We start from the raw sequence: 17,928 nt of genomic DNA on the forward strand, positions 1-17,928 counted from the left end.
GGCCCGTCACAGCCGCAGTGAGAGTGGTCGCGTCGCAAGGCGTGGCACGCGAGGTGGTACCGCGGTCCGCGAGGATCGTCCTCGCAGGAGCATCCGCCACGACGACCACTGCGAGACACGATGACCTACCCCCGTTCCTCCTTCGGCCCCGCCGCCGATTCCGTCGCGCCCAGCCCCCGCTTCCCGCAGATCGAGGAGGAGGTGCTCGCGTTCTGGAAGACGGACGACACCTTCCGCGCCTCGATCGCGCGGCGTGAGGGCTCACCCGAATGGGTGTTCTACGACGGCCCTCCGTTCGCGAACGGCCTGCCGCACTACGGCCACCTGCTCACCGGCTACGCGAAAGACGTGTTCCCGCGCTTCCAGACCATGACCGGCCACAAGGTCGACCGCGTCTTCGGGTGGGACACGCACGGGCTGCCGGCCGAGCTCGAGGCCATGAAGCAGCTCGGGATCACCGAGAAGGCCGAGATCGAGGAGATGGGCATCGACGTCTTCAACGCGAAGGCGAAGAGCTCGGTCCTGACCTACACGCACGAGTGGCAGGACTACGTCACCCGTCAGGCGCGCTGGGTCGACTTCGAGCGCGGGTACAAGACGCTCGACCTCGGCTACATGGAGAGCGTGCTGTGGGCGTTCAAGACCCTCTACGACAAGGGCCTCGCATACGAGGGATACCGCGTCCTGCCGTACTGCTGGCGCGATGAGACTCCGCTCAGCGCCCACGAGCTGCGCATGGACGACGACGTCTACCAGATGCGTCAGGACCCGTCCGTCACCGTCACCTTCCCGCTGACCGGAGCCAAGGCGGAGGCGCTCGGCCTCACCGGCGTCCGCGCCCTCGCCTGGACGACCACGCCCTGGACCCTCCCGACCAACCTCGCGCTCGCCGTGGGCCCGGAGATCGAGTATGTCGTGCTCCCCGCCGGTCCGAACGGTGCGGCCGACGTGCACCAGGCCGCAGGGACGACGGATGCCGCGATCGAGTCCTCCGCGCACCGCTACCTGCTCGCCCGTCAGCTCGTCGGCGGATACGCCAAGGACCTCGGCTACGAGAGCACCGAAGAGGCACTCGCGGCCGTCGACGCCACGGTCCGCGGCGCCGAGCTGCAGGATGTGACGTACGACCGGCTGTTCGACTACTACGCCGACACCGAGACCTACGGGACCGAGAACGCCTGGCGCATTCTGGTCGACGACTACGTCACCGTCAGCGACGGCACCGGCATCGTCCACCAGGCCCCGGCCTACGGTGAGGACGACCAGCGCGTCGCCGGCGCCGCCGGGATCCCCACGATCCTGTCCCTCGACGACGGCGGACGCTTCCTCCCGAACGTCACCGATGTGGCGGGCGAGCTGTGGATGGAGGCGAACACGCCGCTCGTGCGCCTGATCCGCGACAACGGTCGCCTCATCCGCCTGCAGAGCTACGAGCACTCCTACCCGCACTGCTGGCGCTGCCGGAACCCCCTGATCTACAAGGCCGTCTCTAGCTGGTTCATCCGAGTGACGGACATCAAGGACGACCTGCTCGCGAACAACGAGCAGATCACGTGGGTGCCGGAGAACGTCAAGCACGGGCAGTTCGGAAAGTGGCTCGAGGGCGCGCGCGACTGGTCGATCAGCCGCAACCGCTACTGGGGTTCGCCGATCCCGATCTGGAAGAGCGACGATCCCGAGTACCCGCGTGTCGACGCCTACGGCTCGCTCGAGGACCTCGAGCGCGACTTCGGCACGCTGCCGCGCAACCCCGAGGGTGAGATCGACCTGCACCGGCCGTACATCGACGACCTCACGCGCCCGAACCCCGACGACCCCACCGGCAAGAGCACGATGCGCCGCATCGAAGACGTCTTCGACGTGTGGTTCGACTCGGGCTCGATGCCCTATGCGCAGGTGCACTACCCGTTCGAGAACCAGGAGTGGTTCGACTCGCACTCGCCGGCCGACTTCATCGTCGAGTACATCGGGCAGACCCGCGGCTGGTTCTACGTCATGCACGTGCTGTCGACCGCGCTGTTCGATCGCCCCGCGTTCACCGGTGTCAGCTGCCACGGCATCGTGCTCGGCAGCGACGGCTACAAGATGTCGAAGTCGCTGCGCAACTACCCCGACGTGTCCGAGGTGCTCGACCGCGACGGCTCCGACGCGATGCGCTGGTTCCTGATGTCGAGCTCGGTGCTGCGCGGAGGCAACCTCGCGGTCACCGAGGAGGGCATCCGCTCGGGCGTCCGCGAATTCCTGCTGCCGCTGTGGAACTCGTGGTACTTCTTCGCGACCTACGCCAATGCATCCGGCGCCGACGGCTACGAGGCCTCCTGGCGCACCGACTCCACCGATGTGCTCGACCGCTACATCCTGGCGCGTCTGGGCGACCTCGTCCGCGAGGTGCGCGCCGACCTCGAGGGCCTCGACTCCACCACCGCGTCCGCGCGTCTGCGTGACTTCGCCGAGGTGCTCACCAACTGGTACATCCGGCGTTCGCGCGACCGCTTCTGGACCGGCGTGACGGAAGACCCGAAGAGCCGCGAGGCCTTCGACACGCTCTACACCGTGCTCGAGACGCTCACCCGTGTCGCGGCGCCTCTCGTACCGCTCGTCAGCGAGCGCGTGTGGCAGGGCCTGACCGGCGGACGCAGCGTGCACCTGACCGACTGGCCCGACGCGGCGCAGTTCCCGGCGGCGGACGAGATCCGCGACGCGATGGACGCGGTACGCGAGCTGTCGAGCGTCGGCAATGCCCTGCGCAAGAAGGAGAAGCTGCGCGTGCGCCTCCCGCTCGCGCGCTTCACCGTGGTCTCGCCGCTGGCGGCGTCGCTCGGCCAGTTCGAGGACATCCTCCGCGAGGAGCTGAACGTGAAGTCGGTGGAGCTCGTCCCGCTCGCCGATGACACGGCGACGGAGTACGGCATCGCCCACCGACTCAGCGTCAACGCCCGCGCGGCGGGGCCGCGTCTGGGCAAGGACGTGCAGAAGGCCATCCAGGCTGCGCGTTCGGGTGACTGGAGCGAGGTCTCCGGCGTCGTGACCGCGGGTGGCATCGTGCTCGAACCCTCGGAGTACGAGCTCGTGCTCGAGACCACCGGCCGCCCGGAGGGCGAGGCTCTCGCCATCGTCCCGACCGGTGGCTTCGTGCTGCTCGACACGACGACGACCCCGGAGCTGGAAGCCGAGGGGCTCGCCCGCGATGTGATCCGCGCCGTGCAGGAGACCCGCAAGAACGCCGACTTCGATGTCAGCGACCGCATCCAGCTGGTGCTCCGGTTCCAGGACGACGTGGACACCACGGCTGTCGTCTCCGCCTTCGACCTCGCCGGGATCGCGGCGGAGACCCTGGCCGAGGAGTACTTCGTGATCGATGCACAGGGCGACTCGATCTTCGGACACGGGACGGTGCTCGCCGCCGCCGCGGGAGTGACGCCCGAGTTCTCGGCCGTCATCCCCGCCGGAACCTATGCGAACGCCGGTGACTTCACGATCGCCGTGACCAGGATGGGGGCAGCAGCATGAGCGCCGCCGACCGGGCCGATGCCGTCTACGAAACCCTTCTGAGCCGCGCGGGAGAGCGCTGGGTGCAGCCCCGCAAGGAGCGCACCGCCCGCATCCTCGCCTTCCTCGACGACCCGCAGCGCACCTACCGCGTCGTGCACATCACGGGCACGAACGGCAAGACGTCGACCGCGCGGATGATCGAGAGCCTGTTGCGGGCGCATGATCTGCGCACCGGACTGTTCACGAGTCCGCACCTGGGGCGCTTCACCGAGCGCATCATGATCGACGGCGAGCCGATCGCCGACGAGGCGGTCGCGGACGCGTGGGACGAGATCGAGCCGTTCGTCGACATCGTCGACGCCGAGCTCGAGGCAGCCGGTGACGCTCCGCTGACGTTCTTCGAGCTGCTGACCGTGCTGGCGTTCGTGGCGGTGGCCGACGCGCCGATCGACGTGCTGGTGCTCGAGGTCGGCATGGGCGGCGAGTGGGATTCCACGAACACAGCCGACGGCGACGTGGCGGTGTTCGCCCCGATCGACATCGACCACGCCGACCGTCTCGGCAGCACGATCGCCGAGATCGCCGAGGTCAAGGCCGGCATCATCAAGGAGGGCGCGGCCGTGGTGTCGGCCCAGCAGCCCGCCGAGGCGGCCGAGGTGCTGCGTCGGGTGGCGGCGGAGCGCAACGCGACCATCGCCTTCGAGGGCGAGGAGTTCGGTCTCACCGAGCAGAAGCTCGCGGTCGGTGGGCAGCTGCTCACGATCCGCGGCCTGGCGGGGGAGTACACCGAGGAGTACCTCCCGCTGTACGGCGCGCACCAGGGGCACAACGCCGCTCTCGCCGTCGCCGCCGTCGAGTCGCTCATCGGCGGGGCCACCCAGCGCATCGCCGCGGACATCGTCACGGCAGGCCTGCAGGAGAGCACCTCGCCCGGACGCCTGCAGCTTCTCGGCATCGCCCCGACGGTGATCGTCGACGCCGCGCACAACCCGCACGGCGCCAAGGCGCTCGCTCAGGCGCTGGACGACAGCTTCGATTTCGACGAGTGGGGTCTGGTGCTCGGCGTGCTCGCCGACAAGGACGCCGCCGGTATCGTCGCCGAGCTGGCTCCCACCGCGGCGCACGTGTTCGCCACCGCTCCGGATTCCGACCGCGCGAGCGATGCGGATGCGATCGCCGACCTCGTCGAGCAGAACGGACAGCGCGCGACCGTGCACCACTCGCTCGCCGACGCCGCCGACGCCGCGCGTGAGTGGGCCGCATCCTCCGACCGGCGCGCGGTGATCATCGCGGGGTCGGTCGTGCTCGCCGGTGAGGCGATCGCGCTGGCGCAGGACGAGGATTGGAAGTCGGGGTGGCGCGCATGAGCGCCCAGGCGACACCTGCTCGCCGACCACGTCCGCCGCGCACCCTCGTGCAGAAGCTCGCACCGGTCGTGCTGGGCTTCGAGGCCATCGTGGTCTTCCTCGTCGGCCTCACGATCTTCGGGCTGCGCCAGCTTCCCGAGGGGATCGAGCAGTGGTGGGCGATCGTCGCCGGCGCCGTGCTCGCGCTCGCCTGCATCGTGATCGCCGGGATGATCACGAAGCCCTGGGCGCTCACCGCCGGGTGGGTCATCCAGGCCGTCGTCGCCCTGTCGGCGTTCTTCGTCCCGTCGATCCTGCTCGTCGTCCTGATTTTCGGCGGCATGTGGGCGTATGCGACCATCGGAGGGGCCCGATTGGACGCACGACGCCCCGCCGAGCCCACGACCGAGACTCAGACAGAGAGTGAATGACATGGCCACCGAAGAAACCCTCGTCCTCGTCAAGCCCGATGGTGTCGCTCGCGGCCTCACCGGCGCGATCCTCGCCCGCATCGAGGCGAAGGGCTACGCCCTCGTCGACATCCGCCTGGTCGAGCCCGACCGCGACCTGCTCGCCGAGCACTACGCAGAGCACGAGGGCAAGCCGTTCTACGAGCCGCTGCTCGAGTTCATGCTCTCCGGCCCCTCGGTCGCCATCCGTCTCGCGGGCAACCGCGTGATCGAGGGCTTCCGCTCGCTCGCGGGCACCACCGACCCGACGACCGCGGCGCCCGGCACGATCCGTGGCGACTTCGGTCGCGACTGGGGACTCAAGGTGCAGCAGAACCTCGTGCACGGCTCGGACAGCCCCGAGTCGGCAGCTCGCGAGCTCGGCATCTGGTTCGACTGAACGCCCGTCACGCCGAAGAAGCCCGCCCGTCGATCCTCGGATCGACGGGCGGGCTTCTTCTGTATCCGTGCGGTATCAGCCGAGGGTCAGAAGACCATGCCGATGACCTCGCCGAGGAGGTCGAGGCCGCGCAGCTGCGCGAGCAGGATGACCACGGCGTAGGCGAGGATCGTCGCGAGGGGGACCCAGACCATCAGTCGGTTCGCCCGGTCCTTCAGCTTCTCGTTACTCGTGAACGTCCCGTTGCGGGTCAGATGCAGCATCGTCGCGAAGAAAGTGGGGATGGTGACCGACCAGGTCAGCATGCACCAGGGGCAGAGCACGCCGAGGTTGGGCGCGTAGATGCTCTGCCAGATCAGCCAGCACACGAGGCCGAAGGCGAACGTGACGCCCGCACCGAACGTCATCCAGAACCATCGAGGGAAGCGCGAGCCGGCGAGCAGTGCGACGCCGATGAACAGGGGAGCCATCCAACCGGCGATGCCGAGCAGGGGGTTCGGGAAGCCGAACACCTCGCCCTGCCACGAGTCGAGATTCTTGCCGCACTGGATCATGACGCTGACGTTGCAGCTCAGCACGGCGTCCGGATTCGCCGCCAGTACGAACTTCTCGATCGTGAGCTGGAAGGCGGCGAACCAGCCCACCACACTCGCGATGATCAGCCAGACGGCGTAGATGACGGGGCGGGTGCGCTGCTCGCTCATACTGGGGATTATCCCAGCGACTGCTATGGATGCGGCGAGAACAGGCCGGAGAAAACTCGCTGCGCGTGACGGGATGCCGCGAACGGAGCCACTTGGTGCGATAATGGCCTGTGATGCGATGAACGGCGTTGCCGCGACACGCATCGAGCAGACTTCGGGGTCCAATGCCCCACGCGATCAGAGCCATGAGCCGGTCGCAAACCGAGTGAGTTCGCGGAACCTGCGGGTACCGCATGAGATTTCACAGGACACCGAGTGTCCCGTGCAGGGAGTAAGCCAGAGATGGCCGATGACAACAATGACAACAACGCCCCTACCCTCGACTTCCCGGCTGACGCCGCGGGAGAGCTGACGGAGCCCGCCGCTCCCGAGGTGGACGACCTCACCGGGTCGTCGGACGAGGTCGATGAGCTGTCCGAAGCGGCAGAGGTGGCAGAGGACGCCGCCGCCGATGACGTCGCCGCCGGCTATGCCGCCGCGGATGACGCTGCGGCTGCTGCCGACGACGCTGCTGCTGCCGCCGAGTCCGTCGCGGATGCGCGGGCGGAAGCAGAAGCTGACGCGGAAGCCGCTGCAGGAGCGAGCGCTGAGGCAGAGGAGCCCGTGGCCGAGCCGGTCGCCGAGGAGACCTCCGCCACGGTGAGCACCGACGCAGAGCCCGTGGCTGAGCCGGTCGTCGAGGAGACCACCGCCTCGGAGACCGCGGTCGAGGAGGCTCCGGCCGCCCCCGAGGCTCCGGCTCCGGTGACCGCCGTGTCGCTCGGCCTGCTTCCCGAGGTGTTCGTCTCCCAGGTCTCCACTCAGCTGCATTTCTACGCGCCGGAGGTCGTCCCGCTTCCCGCACGCCCGGGTCGCGAGCGCATCTTCGACCGCATCGCCGAGCGCGAGCAGCCCCAGGACGACGCGGCGGGCCGTGGTCGTGGCCGTCGTCGCCGCGGTGGCTCCGAGGGCGAGGATCAGCGTGAAGAGCCGCGTCAGCGTCAGCGCGTCGTGGAGTACATCACCGAGCCGAAGGCCATCAAGGGCTCGACGCGTCTCGAGGCGAAGAAGCAGCGTCGCCGCGACGGCCGCGACGCCGGGCGCCGCCGCCCCGTCGTGACCGAAGCCGAGTTCCTCGCGCGCCGTGAGTCGGTCGACCGCAAGATGGTCGTCCGGTCGAAGAACGGCCGCACCCAGATCGGCGTCCTCGAGGACGGCGTGCTCGTCGAGCACTACGTCGCCCGCAACCAGGATGCGTCGCTCATCGGGAACGTCTACCTGGGCCGTGTCCAGAACGTGCTCCCCAGCATGGAGGCCGCCTTCGTCGACATCGGTCGCGGGCGCAACGCCGTGCTGTACTCCGGCGAGGTCGACTGGGACGGTGTCGAGACCGGCAACCAGCCGCGTCGCATCGAGCTGGCGCTCAAGCCCGGCGATCGCGTTCTCGTGCAGGTGACGAAGGACCCGGTCGGACACAAGGGTGCGCGTCTCACGAGCCAGATCTCGCTCCCCGGCCGCTACCTGGTCTACGTGCCGGGCGGGTCGATGAACGGCATCAGCCGCAAGCTCCCCGACAACGAGCGTGCGCGCCTCAAGCGCATTCTCAAGGAGGTGCTGCCGGAGTCCTCCGGCGTGATCGTCCGCACCGCGGCCGAGGGCGCCACCGAAGACCAGCTGACCCGTGACGTACAGCGACTCACCTCCCAGTGGGAGCACATCCAGAAGCAGGTCGAGAACCAGCAGGCGCCCGCGCTCCTGCACGCTGAGCCCGACCTTCTCGTGAAGATCGTCCGCGACGTCTTCAACGAGGACTTCACGAAGATGCTGATCCAGGGCGAAGATGCACAGCAGACCATCCGTGCGTACCTGGAGAGCGTCGCTCCCGACCTGCTGGAGCGCGTCGAGGCCTACGAGGACGAGACCGACCCCTTCGATGCTTTCCGCATCACGGAGCAGATCGAGAAGGCGCTCGACCGCAAGGTGTGGCTGCCCTCCGGCGGCTCGCTCGTGATCGACCGCACCGAGGCCATGACGGTCGTCGACGTCAACACCGGCAAGTTCGTCGGCTCCGGCGGAAACCTCGAGGAGACGGTCACCAAGAACAACCTCGAGGCTGCGGAGGAGATCGTCCGTCAGCTGCGTCTGCGTGACATCGGCGGCATCATCGTCGTCGACTTCATCGACATGGTGCTCGAATCCAACCGCGACCTCGTGCTGCGTCGACTGATCGAGTGCCTGAGCCGCGACCGCACGAAGCACCAGGTCGCCGAGGTCACCTCGCTCGGCCTCGTGCAGATGACGCGAAAGAAGCTCGGCCTCGGCCTGCTGGAGACCTTCAGCGAGGCGTGCGAGGTGTGTGCCGGTCGTGGCGTGATCGTGCACCACGACCCGGTCGTGAAGCACCGCTCCAGCAACAGCAACGGCGGCGGCAACAGCAACGGCAACGGGCAGAGCGGCCGTCGCCAGCGCGGCAACAGCAACGGCAACAGCAACGGCAACGGGCAGAGCCAGAGCGCTCCGGCGGTACCGGCCGTCACCCACAGCATCACCGAGGGCGCCAAGTCGGCTCTCGCGCAGATCGCCGCCTCAACCATCGCTCCGGCGTCCGAGGGGGCGGCGCAGGAAGCCGAGGCGGTCGATGTCGCGGCAGAGGCGCCCGCAGCTGCCGAGCGTCCGAAGAAGGCTCGCAAGAAGCGCGGCGGTGACCGCAAGGGCCCGAAGACTCCCGCTGAGCAGCTGCTCGACTCTGTTCTCGATGCCCTTCCGGAGCCGAAGGCACCCGGTCAGGGACGAGGGCGTCGTCGGGTGAGCACGGCAGCGCTCACCGGGACTCCCGTCTCGGTGAACAACGAGCCGTCAGCGCCGGTCGCGGCTGCGGACTCGGAGTCCTGAGGCGATCAGGCGACGCACCAACTCCTTGCCCCTCACATGCTGGGCACCAGCGGCGACGAGCCGGGGGATGATCTCCTCCGGCACGTCGTAGTGATCGAGGTCGAACGCGCGCGGAGCGATGCCGTGCGCCCGCGCGAACGCGTGCAGCTCATCGAGGCTCTCGTCGCTGACCAGGTGTGCCCACAGGCGTCCGTGGGCGGGCCAGAGCGGGTCGTCGACGAGTACGGTCACCTCGTCAGCCTACGTCCGCAGCGATGGGGTGGGGCTCGAGCGTGCGCCCAGACAGATCGGAGGCAGCCCGCTTTGCGACACAGACCCGCATCCGGTAAAGTAGTCCCTTGGTGCGTATGCCGCGTCGTCCTCGTCGGCCGAAGCGGAGAGTCTTGCGTTCGCACCTACCGTTCTGCGGTGCATGCAAGCAACAGTCTTCCCGTGAGATCTCGGAGCCGCGAGCTCCCCAACGAAACAGGTATGAAGTGGTTTACGCAGTAGTGCGCGCCGGTGGGCGGCAGGAGAAGGTCGAGGTCGGCACGATCGTTCAGCTCGACCGTGTCAAGGCTGCCCAGGGCGAGAAGATCGAGCTGGCTGCAGTGCTGCTCGTCGACGGCGCCACGGTGACCACCGACGCTGACTCGCTCGCGAAGGTCAAGGTCACGGCTGAGGTCATCGGCAACCTCCGCGGCCCGAAGATCATCATCCAGAAGTACAAGAACAAGACCGGCTACAAGAAGCGTCAGGGCCACCGCCAGGAGCTCACGCGCGTCAAGATCACCGGCATCAAGTAAGCCCGAGGGGACTAGGACATGGCACATAAAAAGGGCGCAAGCTCAACCCGTAACGGTCGTGACTCCAACGCTCAGCGCCTCGGCGTGAAGCGCTTCGGCGGTCAGCAGGTCCTCGCCGGCGAGATCATCGTCCGCCAGCGCGGCACGCACTTCCACCCCGGCGTCAACGTCGGCCGTGGCGGCGACGACACGCTGTTCGCTCTGGCCGCCGGTGCGGTCCAGTTCGGCGCGAAGGGCGGCCGCAAGGTCGTCAACATCGTCGCCGCAGCTGAGTGATCACAGCGCGACACTAGATATCCGGTTCGGGGCGGGCTTCGGCTCGCCCCGTCCGTGTATCTGCCCTCCGAAAACGCACAGCAACCCAGAGGACTAGCAAATGGTCACGTTCGTCGACACCGTCACACTGCACCTGCGTGCGGGTAAGGGCGGCAACGGCTGCGTCTCCGTGCACCGCGAGAAGTTCAAGCCGCTCGGCGGCCCGGACGGAGGCAACGGCGGTGACGGCGGCGACGTCGTGCTCGTCGCCGATCCTCAGACCGGCACGTTGCTGTCGTACCACCACTCGCCGCACCGTTCCTCCGGCAACGGCGGTCCGGGCATGGGCGACCACCGCTCCGGGTTCCTCGGTGAGACGCTCGAGCTGCCCGTCCCGGTCGGCACCGTGGTGAAGAACACCGCCGGCGAAGTCCTCATCGACATGATCATCCCCGGTGAGCGGTTCGTCGTCGCCAAGGGCGGGATGGGTGGGCTCGGCAACGCCGCCCTCGCCACCCCGAAGCGCAAGGCCCCCGGATTCGCTCTCCTGGGCACTCCCGGCCACGAGGGTGACGTCATCCTCGAGCTGAAGACGGTCGCCGATATCGCCCTCGTGGGCTACCCCTCCGCCGGCAAGTCGAGCCTGATCGGTGCGATTTCCGCCGCCCGGCCCAAGATCGCCGACTACCCGTTCACGACCCTCCACCCGAACCTCGGCGTGGTGCAGGTCGGCGACTTCCGCTACACGGTCGCCGATGTGCCCGGCCTGATTGAGGGCGCCAGCGAGGGTCGAGGACTCGGGCTCGAGTTCCTCCGGCACGTCGAGCGCTGCTCGGCGCTGCTGCACGTGCTCGACTGCGCGACTCTGGAGCCCGGTCGTGACCCGATCTCCGACCTCGACGTCATCCTCGCCGAGCTCGGTGCCTACGAGGTCCCCGAGGGGCAGACGCCGCTCCTCGAGCGCCCGCAGTTCATCGCTCTGAACAAGATCGACGTCCCTGAGGCACGCGACCTCGCCGAGCTCGTACGCCCCGATCTCGAGGCTCGCGGGTTCCGTGTGTTCGAGATCTCCACGGTCTCCCACGAAGGGCTCCGTCCGCTCACCTTCGCGTTGGGCGAGCTCGTCGAGAAGGCCCGTGCCGAAGCCGCGCTCGAGACGCCGCCGGAGCGCGTCGTCATCCGACCTCGCGGCTCCAAGAAGGAATTCACCATCCGTGTCGAGGGTGGTACCTACGGCAACGTGTACCGCATCCTGGGTGAGAAGCCGGTTCGATGGGTGCAGCAGACCGACTTCCAGAACGAAGAGGCCGTCGGGTATCTCGCCGATCGACTCGAGAAGCTCGGTGTCGAGGATGAGCTCTTCCGTCTCGGCGCCGTTCAGGGTTCGACCGTCGTCATCGGCGAGGGCGACAGCATCGTCTTCGACTGGGAGCCCACCATGACATCGGCCGCCGAGCTGATGAGTGCGCCCCGTGGAACCGACCCCCGACTGGCCCCGAACGCGCGACGGACGACGTCGGAGCGACGTGAGCAGTACTACGAGCGCATGGATGCCAAGGCCGAAGCTCGCGCCGAGGTCGAGACGCAGCGTCTCGCCGCGTATCGCGAGGACGGCGAGTGACAGCGCGGACCCGCGCAGAACTCGCCACTGCGTCCCGCATCGTCGTCAAGGTCGGATCCTCCTCGATCAGCGGTGAGTCGTCCTGGCGCATTCCCGTCATCGTCGAGGCCCTCGCTGCCGCGCATGCTCGCGGAGCCGAGGTCGTGCTGGTGTCATCCGGTGCGATCGCGTCGGGCATCCCGTTCCTGCGGCTGGACGCCCGCCCGACCGACCTCGCGACCCAGCAGGCCGCAGCGGCCGTTGGTCAGAACATCCTGATGTATCGCTACCAGGAGTCCCTGCGTCCGTTCGACATCGTCGCGGGGCAGGTGCTCCTCACCACCGGTGACCTCGAGAACCCGACGTCGCGCTCCAACGCCCGTCGCGCCATGGAGCGACTGCTCGGGCTGCGCACCCTGCCGATCGTGAACGAGAACGACACGGTCGCAACTCAGGAGATCCGCTTCGGCGACAACGACAGGCTCGGTGCGCTGGTCGCCCAGCTGATCGAAGCCGATGCGCTCATCCTGCTCAGCGACATCGAGTCGCTCTACACGAAGCCTCCGACCGATCCCGGCGCCGAGCCGATCGACATCGTGGCCCCGGACGCCGACCTGACCGGTCTCGAGTTCGGAGCGACGGTCGTCAACAGCGTCGGCACCGGCGGAGCGGCCACCAAGGTCTCGGCGGCGCGCCTCGCGGCGGCCTCGGGGATCGGGGTGCTGGTCACCAGCGCCGACCTCGTCGAGCAGGCTCTCGCCGGCGCCGAAATAGGGACCTGGTTCGAGCCGGCCACCTCATAAACTGGGCGGATGACCGACCAGACCCCGCAGGTGCGCCTCGAGCGAGCCAAAGAGGCCTCCCGCGCCACCGCAGCGCTCACGAGCGATGACAAGGCCCGCGTGCTCGAATCCATCGCCGTGTCCCTTCTGGATGCAGCGCCGCGCATCATCGAGGCGAACGGTCGCGACATCGCCCGCGGACGCGAGGACGGCATCGGGGAGTCGCTCATCGACCGGCTGCGTCTCGACGACAAGCGCGTGGCGGCCCTCGCCGCAGCTGTGCGCGAGGTGGCCGCTCTCGCGGATCCCGTCGGCCGCGTGGTCGGCGGACACCGGATGCCCAACGGCGTCGCGCTCGAGCAGGTGCGCGTGCCGTTCGGTGTGGTCGGCGCGATCTACGAGGCCCGCCCCAACGTGACGGTCGACATCGCCGCGCTCGCCCTGCGTTCCGGCAACGCCGTGGTGCTGCGCGGTGGGAGTGCTGCCCGCGACTCCAACACCGTTCTCGTCGACGTCATGCGCAGGGCCGTGCAGAACGCTGGACTCACCCCCGAGGCGATCCAGACCGTGGACGACTTCGGTCGTGACGGCGCGAAGGCGCTCATGCACGGTCGTGGCTTCATCGATGTCTTGATCCCGCGGGGGAGCGCCGGCCTCATCGAGGCGGTCGTCACGGAGTCGACCGTGCCCGTCATCGAGACCGGAGCGGGCAACGTCCACATCTTCCTCGACGAGACGGCGCCGGACGACTGGGCGAGTGACATCGTCGTGAACGCCAAGGTGCAGCGCCCGAGCGTGTGCAACGCGGTGGAGACCGTTCTGGTGCATCGTCAGGCGGCTCCGCGCCTGATCCCCCTGGTGGCCAGCGCGCTGCAGAGCGAAGGGGTCGCGATCCACGGCGACGACATGGTCGCCGGTCTCGTCTCCAACGTGATCCCCGCGGTCGAGGAGGACTGGGAGACCGAGTACCTGAGCCTCGACATCGCGATGAAGGTCGTCGACTCCCTCGAGGAGGCGCTCGATCACATCCGCCGATACAGCACGGGTCACACGGAATCGATCATCACGACCGACTCGCGCAATGCGGAGCGCTTCCTCGCCGAGGTGGACTCGGCCGTCGTGATGGTGAACACCTCGACCCGCTTCACCGACGGCGGCGAGTTCGGCTTCGGAGCGGAGGTCGGCATCTCCACCCAGAAGCTGCATGCGCGGGGGCCGATGGGCCTGTCGGAGCTGACCAGCACGAAATGGCTCGCGCGTGGGTCGGGGCAGACCCGCGGCTGAGGGCTAGACTGGGGGACGCTGTACATCACAGGATCCCGAACAGCACGCCACGAAACGGAGTCAGGATGAACCTCGTCGCACAGATCGCGATGGCCGCTGCCGAAACCGAGCACCACGGCAACGTCGCGCTCGAAACGGTGATCTTCGGAGTCATCGCTGCGGTCGTGTTCGCCTTCCTCGGACTGGTGACCTTCTCCTACAAGAACGTCGCCAACCGTCACTCGGCGAAGGCCGAGGCCTGGGCTGCGCAGCACGGCAAGGACGGTCACGAGGCGGGACACGGCCACTAGGCCCCCATGAACGACGCTGCTACCACGCGCACCCCGCGCATCGGCGTGATGGGCGGCACGTTCGACCCCATCCATCACGGCCACCTGGTCGCAGCCAGCGAGGTCGCGAACTCCTTCGGTCTCGACGAGGTCGTGTTCGTGCCGACCGGCCACCCGTGGCAGAAGTCGGGAGTCTCGCCGAGCGAGCATCGCTATCTCATGACGGTGATCGCCACCGCCTCGAACCCGCAGTTCACGGTCAGCCGCGTCGACATCGACCGCGAGGGCCCCACCTACACGATCGACACGCTGCGTGATCTGAAGCGCGATCGCCCGGATGCGGAGCTCTTCTTCATCACCGGTGCGGACGCCGTGGCGCAAATTCTCAGTTGGAGGGACCATGATGAGTTGTGGGAGTTGGCCCACTTCGTCGCGGTCTCACGCCCCGGACATGTCCTGAGCACAGACGGCCTCCCGAGCGACAACGTCAGCCAACTCGAGGTGCCGGCGCTGTCGATCTCGTCGACGGACTGCCGTGAACGCGTTCGCGACGAGCAGCCGGTCTGGTATCTGGTCCCTGATGGGGTCGTTCAGTACATCGCGAAGCATCATCTGTATCGGAGCAAGGCATGAGTACATCGGATCAGCAGGAGCAGGGTCCGCTGACGCGAAAGCAGCTGCGGGAGATCCGGCTGACGGGATCGACCCCGGTCATCTCCACTGAGGAGGCCGCTGCGGCGGCTGAGGCGGCACCCCCCGCGCCACCGCTGCCCCGTGCTGTCGAACCCGTCGAGGTCGCGCCGGCACCGACGCCGAACACCGACGAGGCGAACGGCGATGCACCCCTGACGCGTCGTCAGGCACGTGCGCTGGAGAAGGTCCGCACCGCCTCGGTCCCCGTCATCGCCGACGACGATGCGGCAGAGGATTCCGACGACGCGGACTCGGTGCAGTCTGTCGACCACGCGCCGGAGGACAGCCCCGTCGAGTTGACCGCCTCCAACGCGGACGATGTTGACACTCCTGCGGAGAGCGTCTCGGGTGTACCGGACTTCACCAGGAACGAAGAGCCCGGCGACGACGACGACATCGACGACGAGGTCGCCATCGCACCCGTGAGCGCATCCGTCGTCGCGGACTCGGTGGGCGAACTTCCGCTCGAGGTCGCTGATGAGCAGGCTGAGGAGTCGCCGCACGACGATGACGTGGCCTCGGCTCTCGGACTCGCTGTGGAGGACGCCCACGGTTCCGACGAAGATGCCGACGACGTGCTCGCCGATGTCGACGATGCCGACGACGACGATGACGATGAGGTCCGCCCCACGGTCAACCCCGCCTTCGGCGAGGGGCTCCTCGCCGATGCTCCGGACCCTCAGGCGCCGTTCCGCCCGTCGTTCGACGAACTGCTCACCGTGGGCGACTCGACCGGCTCGCAGCACTCCGCGCCGAACGCACTGATCTTCACTCCGTCTCCGGGCGAAGGATCGCTCTCCGGCCCTGTCGCCTCGACCGGTGAGATCCTCGTCACCGGGTCATACGAACTGCCGCAGGGCATGGGCTCACAGGGCCATGCCCTCGGAACCACCGACGGCAAGGACGTCGACGCTGTCCTCATCGACGGCGAGCTTCCTCCCGCGTCGTCCCCCACGCCGATCGCCGCCAGCTCGGCGGTCAGCACCATCAAGCCCGCCGGCGAGGTGATCCGTCCGCCGGCGCCCGAGAAGGGCAACCGGCTGATGATCACCCTGGCGATCGTCGCCGGAGGCCTCGCCCTCGCTGTCGGTGTCGTCGTCATCATCGCCATCACCACGAATGTGTTCTGATGCAATCACCTGAAACCGCCGAAGAGATGCTGCGCCTCGCAGCACAAGCCGCCATCGACAAGGGTGGAGAGGATCTCGTCGCGCTCAACGTCTCCGAGCCGCTTCCGCTCGTGGACATCTTCCTGCTCGTCACCGGAAACAGCGAGCGCAACGTCGCCGCGATCGCCGATGAGATCGAGGACCGACTGATCGAGTCGGGCCACAAGCGGGTGCGACGCGAGGGGCGTGCAGAGGCCCGGTGGGTCCTGCTCGATTTCGGCGACCTGATCGTGCACGTCTTCCACCAGGAGGAGCGCGTCTACTACGGTCTCGAGCGTCTCTGGAAGGACTGCCCCGTCGTTCCGATCGACGTGGCCGAGCCCGCCGCAGACCCCAGCTGACATGTCGACGCACCTCATCACGGGTGCGGGCTCCGGCATCGGCGCGGTTCTCGCCCGTCGACTGCTGTCCCGTGGCGATGACGTGGTGGCGCTGGTCCGTGATGCCGGGCGCGCCCGGCAGATCGCGGATGAGCTCCCCGGCGCATCCGTCCTCGTCGGCGACCTCGCGCAGCCCGGCCGTCTGTCGTGGGCGCTGTCGAAGCAGCATCTGCCCGACCGCATCGACTCGCTGGTGCACGTCGCCGGCGTCGTCGATCTCGGTGACGTCGCCGACCTCGCCCCCTCACTCTGGGAGCAGCAGCTCGCGGTCAACCTCGTCGCGCCTGCGGAGCTCACGCGCCTCCTGCTGCCGGTGTTGCGCGTGTCTCAGGGGCAGGTCGTGTTCGTGAACTCGGGCGCCGGGCTCCGTGCCAACGCCGGATGGTCGGCGTATGCGGCATCGAAACATGGGCTCAGGGCCCTCGCCGATGCGCTGCGGGCGGAAGAGGCCCCGCACGGCGTGCGGGTGACCTCGATCTACCCCGGGCGCACCGCCACTCCGATGCAGGAGCGTGTGCATCAGCAGGAGGGGCAGGAGTACGACGCCGGCCGCTTCATCACCCCGGAGGCCGTCGTCACGACGATCCTCACGGCGCTCGACCTCCCTCGCGACGCGGAGATCACCGACCTCACGGTGCGACCGGGCCGCTGAGTCGTCGCGGTTCTCCGCTCCGGTGCCGCGACCGAATCCACCGACGGCACCGTCCTCGCGCGGTGTCAAGGGGCTTCCCCGGCAGCGGTCCGTGGCGCACTCTCTAGGGAGAGAGAGTCCTGGAGGGCCCCCACATGTCTGAACTTCCGGATCCGCGTTTCATGCTGAACCGCATCACGGCATCGGAGTGGGTGATCAACGACCTTCGCTACTCGCCCAACGATCCACGCCACGTGGTGGCGTGCGTGTACGAGCTCGCCGAAACAGAAGTCGAAGTGACCTGGTTGCGCGACCTGCCTCTCGCCACCCGATACGGGACCGTCTTCGAGGTGCTCGAGGACGTCGAGCGGATGCGTGGTTCGAGCAGAGCGACGCGTCCGATCTCCATTCCCCATCGGCCGCCGCTGCTGGCGAGGTAGTCGGCCGCACGAGGCGCTGGCCGTAGCGAAGAAGCGCACCCCTCGATCATCGAGGGGTGGGCTTCTTCGTTCGCCTGTGGAGTGCTCCACCGACCGAGGTGCTCGGAGAAACCGAGTGCGACGGGCCGCACGGACACGCTCACACGTCGGTGTCGTCCCCGTCGTCATCGGCTCCCGCTGCGAGGCGGTCGGCCTCTGCGCTGTCGACGAGCGCGTCGTCGACATCCGGATCCAGCACACGCTCGCCGTCGACTTCTCTGGTCGGGACATTGGGCGCGTCGTCGTCGTGGGGGACCGGAGGCACCGGGGGAATGATCGGGTTCGACATGATCGCATCCTTTCATCGAGGTGCGTTCACGGTAGAACGTGCCACGTGCG

General features: G+C 68.1%; 19 protein-coding genes. 16 read left to right on the plus strand and 3 right to left on the minus strand.

Annotation, left to right across the window (positions count from 1 at the left end; genetic code table 11):
• Window positions 1–120 precede the first annotated feature (120 nt).
• The 4 genes from ileS to ndk are packed head-to-tail and all read left to right on the plus strand — an operon-like array spanning window position 121 to window position 5,687.
• Entirely contained in the window at window positions 121–3,510 is a 3,390-nt protein-coding gene (gene ileS / locus D514_RS31295; RefSeq protein WP_017830318.1) for an isoleucine--tRNA ligase, read from the plus strand.
• Window positions 3,507–4,859: a folylpolyglutamate synthase/dihydrofolate synthase family protein gene (locus D514_RS31300; RefSeq protein ID WP_017830319.1), complete on the plus strand. Its 1,353-nt coding sequence runs from the start codon at window positions 3,507–3,509 to the stop codon at window positions 4,857–4,859. The genes ileS and D514_RS31300 overlap by 4 nt, the downstream gene beginning before the upstream one ends.
• Window positions 4,856–5,269, plus strand: coding sequence for a DUF4233 domain-containing protein (locus D514_RS31305; protein WP_236610962.1), 414 nt, complete (start codon window positions 4,856–4,858; stop codon window positions 5,267–5,269). Before D514_RS31300 ends, D514_RS31305 begins: the two co-directional genes overlap by 4 nt.
• Before the next feature lies 1 nt (window position 5,270).
• Entirely contained in the window at window positions 5,271–5,687 is a 417-nt protein-coding gene (gene ndk, locus D514_RS31310) for a nucleoside-diphosphate kinase (protein ID WP_017830321.1), read from the plus strand.
• 86 nt (window positions 5,688–5,773) lie between these two features.
• Here ndk and D514_RS31315 read toward each other — a convergent pair whose 3' ends face one another.
• Window positions 5,774–6,391: a vitamin K epoxide reductase family protein gene (locus tag D514_RS31315; RefSeq protein WP_017830322.1), complete on the minus strand. Its 618-nt coding sequence runs from the start codon at window positions 6,389–6,391 to the stop codon at window positions 5,774–5,776.
• 282 nt (window positions 6,392–6,673) lie between these two features.
• Between D514_RS31315 and D514_RS31320 the strand changes: the two genes are divergently transcribed.
• On the plus strand, window positions 6,674–9,262 hold the full coding sequence (locus D514_RS31320) for an Rne/Rng family ribonuclease (protein WP_017830323.1): 2,589 nt from the start codon (window positions 6,674–6,676) through the stop codon (window positions 9,260–9,262).
• Here D514_RS31320 and D514_RS31325 read toward each other — a convergent pair.
• Window positions 9,227–9,493 (minus strand): DUF4031 domain-containing protein, encoded by a 267-nt coding sequence (locus D514_RS31325; protein WP_017830324.1) that lies wholly within the window; start codon window positions 9,491–9,493, stop codon window positions 9,227–9,229. The genes D514_RS31320 and D514_RS31325 overlap by 36 nt on opposite strands.
• A gap of 245 nt (window positions 9,494–9,738) precedes the next feature.
• On the opposite strand from D514_RS31325, the gene rplU reads away from it, so the two are divergent.
• The 11 genes from rplU to D514_RS31380 all read left to right on the plus strand — a co-directional run bounded on the left by rplU (window position 9,739) and on the right by D514_RS31380 (window position 17,550).
• Window positions 9,739–10,047, plus strand: a complete 309-nt coding sequence (gene rplU / locus D514_RS31330; protein ID WP_028501602.1) for a 50S ribosomal protein L21 — start codon at window positions 9,739–9,741, stop codon at window positions 10,045–10,047.
• An 18-nt stretch (window positions 10,048–10,065) separates the two neighbouring features.
• Window positions 10,066–10,323, plus strand: a complete 258-nt coding sequence (rpmA, locus tag D514_RS31335) for a 50S ribosomal protein L27 (protein WP_028501603.1) — start codon at window positions 10,066–10,068, stop codon at window positions 10,321–10,323.
• Between the two features lie 100 nt (window positions 10,324–10,423).
• On the plus strand, window positions 10,424–11,923 hold the full coding sequence (obgE, locus tag D514_RS31340; RefSeq protein ID WP_017830327.1) for a GTPase ObgE: 1,500 nt from the start codon (window positions 10,424–10,426) through the stop codon (window positions 11,921–11,923).
• Window positions 11,920–12,705 (plus strand): glutamate 5-kinase, encoded by a 786-nt coding sequence (gene proB, locus D514_RS31345; protein WP_017830328.1) that lies wholly within the window; start codon window positions 11,920–11,922, stop codon window positions 12,703–12,705. The genes obgE and proB overlap by 4 nt, the downstream gene beginning before the upstream one ends.
• 9 nt (window positions 12,706–12,714) lie before the next feature.
• Complete coding sequence (locus D514_RS31350) at window positions 12,715–13,968, plus strand: glutamate-5-semialdehyde dehydrogenase (RefSeq protein ID WP_017830329.1); 1,254 nt, start codon at window positions 12,715–12,717, stop codon at window positions 13,966–13,968.
• Between the two features lie 65 nt (window positions 13,969–14,033).
• Window positions 14,034–14,258 (plus strand): hypothetical protein, encoded by a 225-nt coding sequence (locus D514_RS31355; RefSeq protein ID WP_017830330.1) that lies wholly within the window; start codon window positions 14,034–14,036, stop codon window positions 14,256–14,258.
• A 6-nt stretch (window positions 14,259–14,264) separates the two neighbouring features.
• Window positions 14,265–14,870: a nicotinate-nucleotide adenylyltransferase gene (gene nadD, locus D514_RS31360; protein ID WP_017830331.1), complete on the plus strand. Its 606-nt coding sequence runs from the start codon at window positions 14,265–14,267 to the stop codon at window positions 14,868–14,870.
• Window positions 14,867–16,060 (plus strand): hypothetical protein, encoded by a 1,194-nt coding sequence (locus tag D514_RS31365; protein ID WP_017830332.1) that lies wholly within the window; start codon window positions 14,867–14,869, stop codon window positions 16,058–16,060. The genes nadD and D514_RS31365 overlap by 4 nt, the downstream gene beginning before the upstream one ends.
• Window positions 16,060–16,440 carry a ribosome silencing factor gene (gene rsfS, locus D514_RS31370; protein WP_017830333.1) on the plus strand — a complete coding sequence of 127 codons (381 nt, stop codon included), beginning with the start codon at window positions 16,060–16,062 and terminating at the stop codon, window positions 16,438–16,440. The genes D514_RS31365 and rsfS overlap by 1 nt, the downstream gene beginning before the upstream one ends.
• Window position 16,441: 1 nt before the next feature.
• Window positions 16,442–17,131: an SDR family oxidoreductase gene (locus tag D514_RS31375; protein ID WP_017830334.1), complete on the plus strand. Its 690-nt coding sequence runs from the start codon at window positions 16,442–16,444 to the stop codon at window positions 17,129–17,131.
• A 134-nt stretch (window positions 17,132–17,265) separates the two neighbouring features.
• Complete coding sequence (locus tag D514_RS31380; RefSeq protein WP_017830335.1) at window positions 17,266–17,550, plus strand: hypothetical protein; 285 nt, start codon at window positions 17,266–17,268, stop codon at window positions 17,548–17,550.
• A gap of 139 nt (window positions 17,551–17,689) precedes the next feature.
• On the opposite strand, the gene D514_RS31385 is transcribed toward D514_RS31380, so the two are convergent.
• On the minus strand, window positions 17,690–17,878 hold the full coding sequence (locus D514_RS31385; protein WP_017830336.1) for a hypothetical protein: 189 nt from the start codon (window positions 17,876–17,878) through the stop codon (window positions 17,690–17,692).
• Window positions 17,879–17,928 lie beyond the last annotated feature (50 nt).

Origin of the sequence: Microbacterium sp. UCD-TDU, assembly GCF_000340625.1 — a bacterium.
GTDB lineage: Bacteria > Actinomycetota > Actinomycetes > Actinomycetales > Microbacteriaceae > Microbacterium > Microbacterium maritypicum.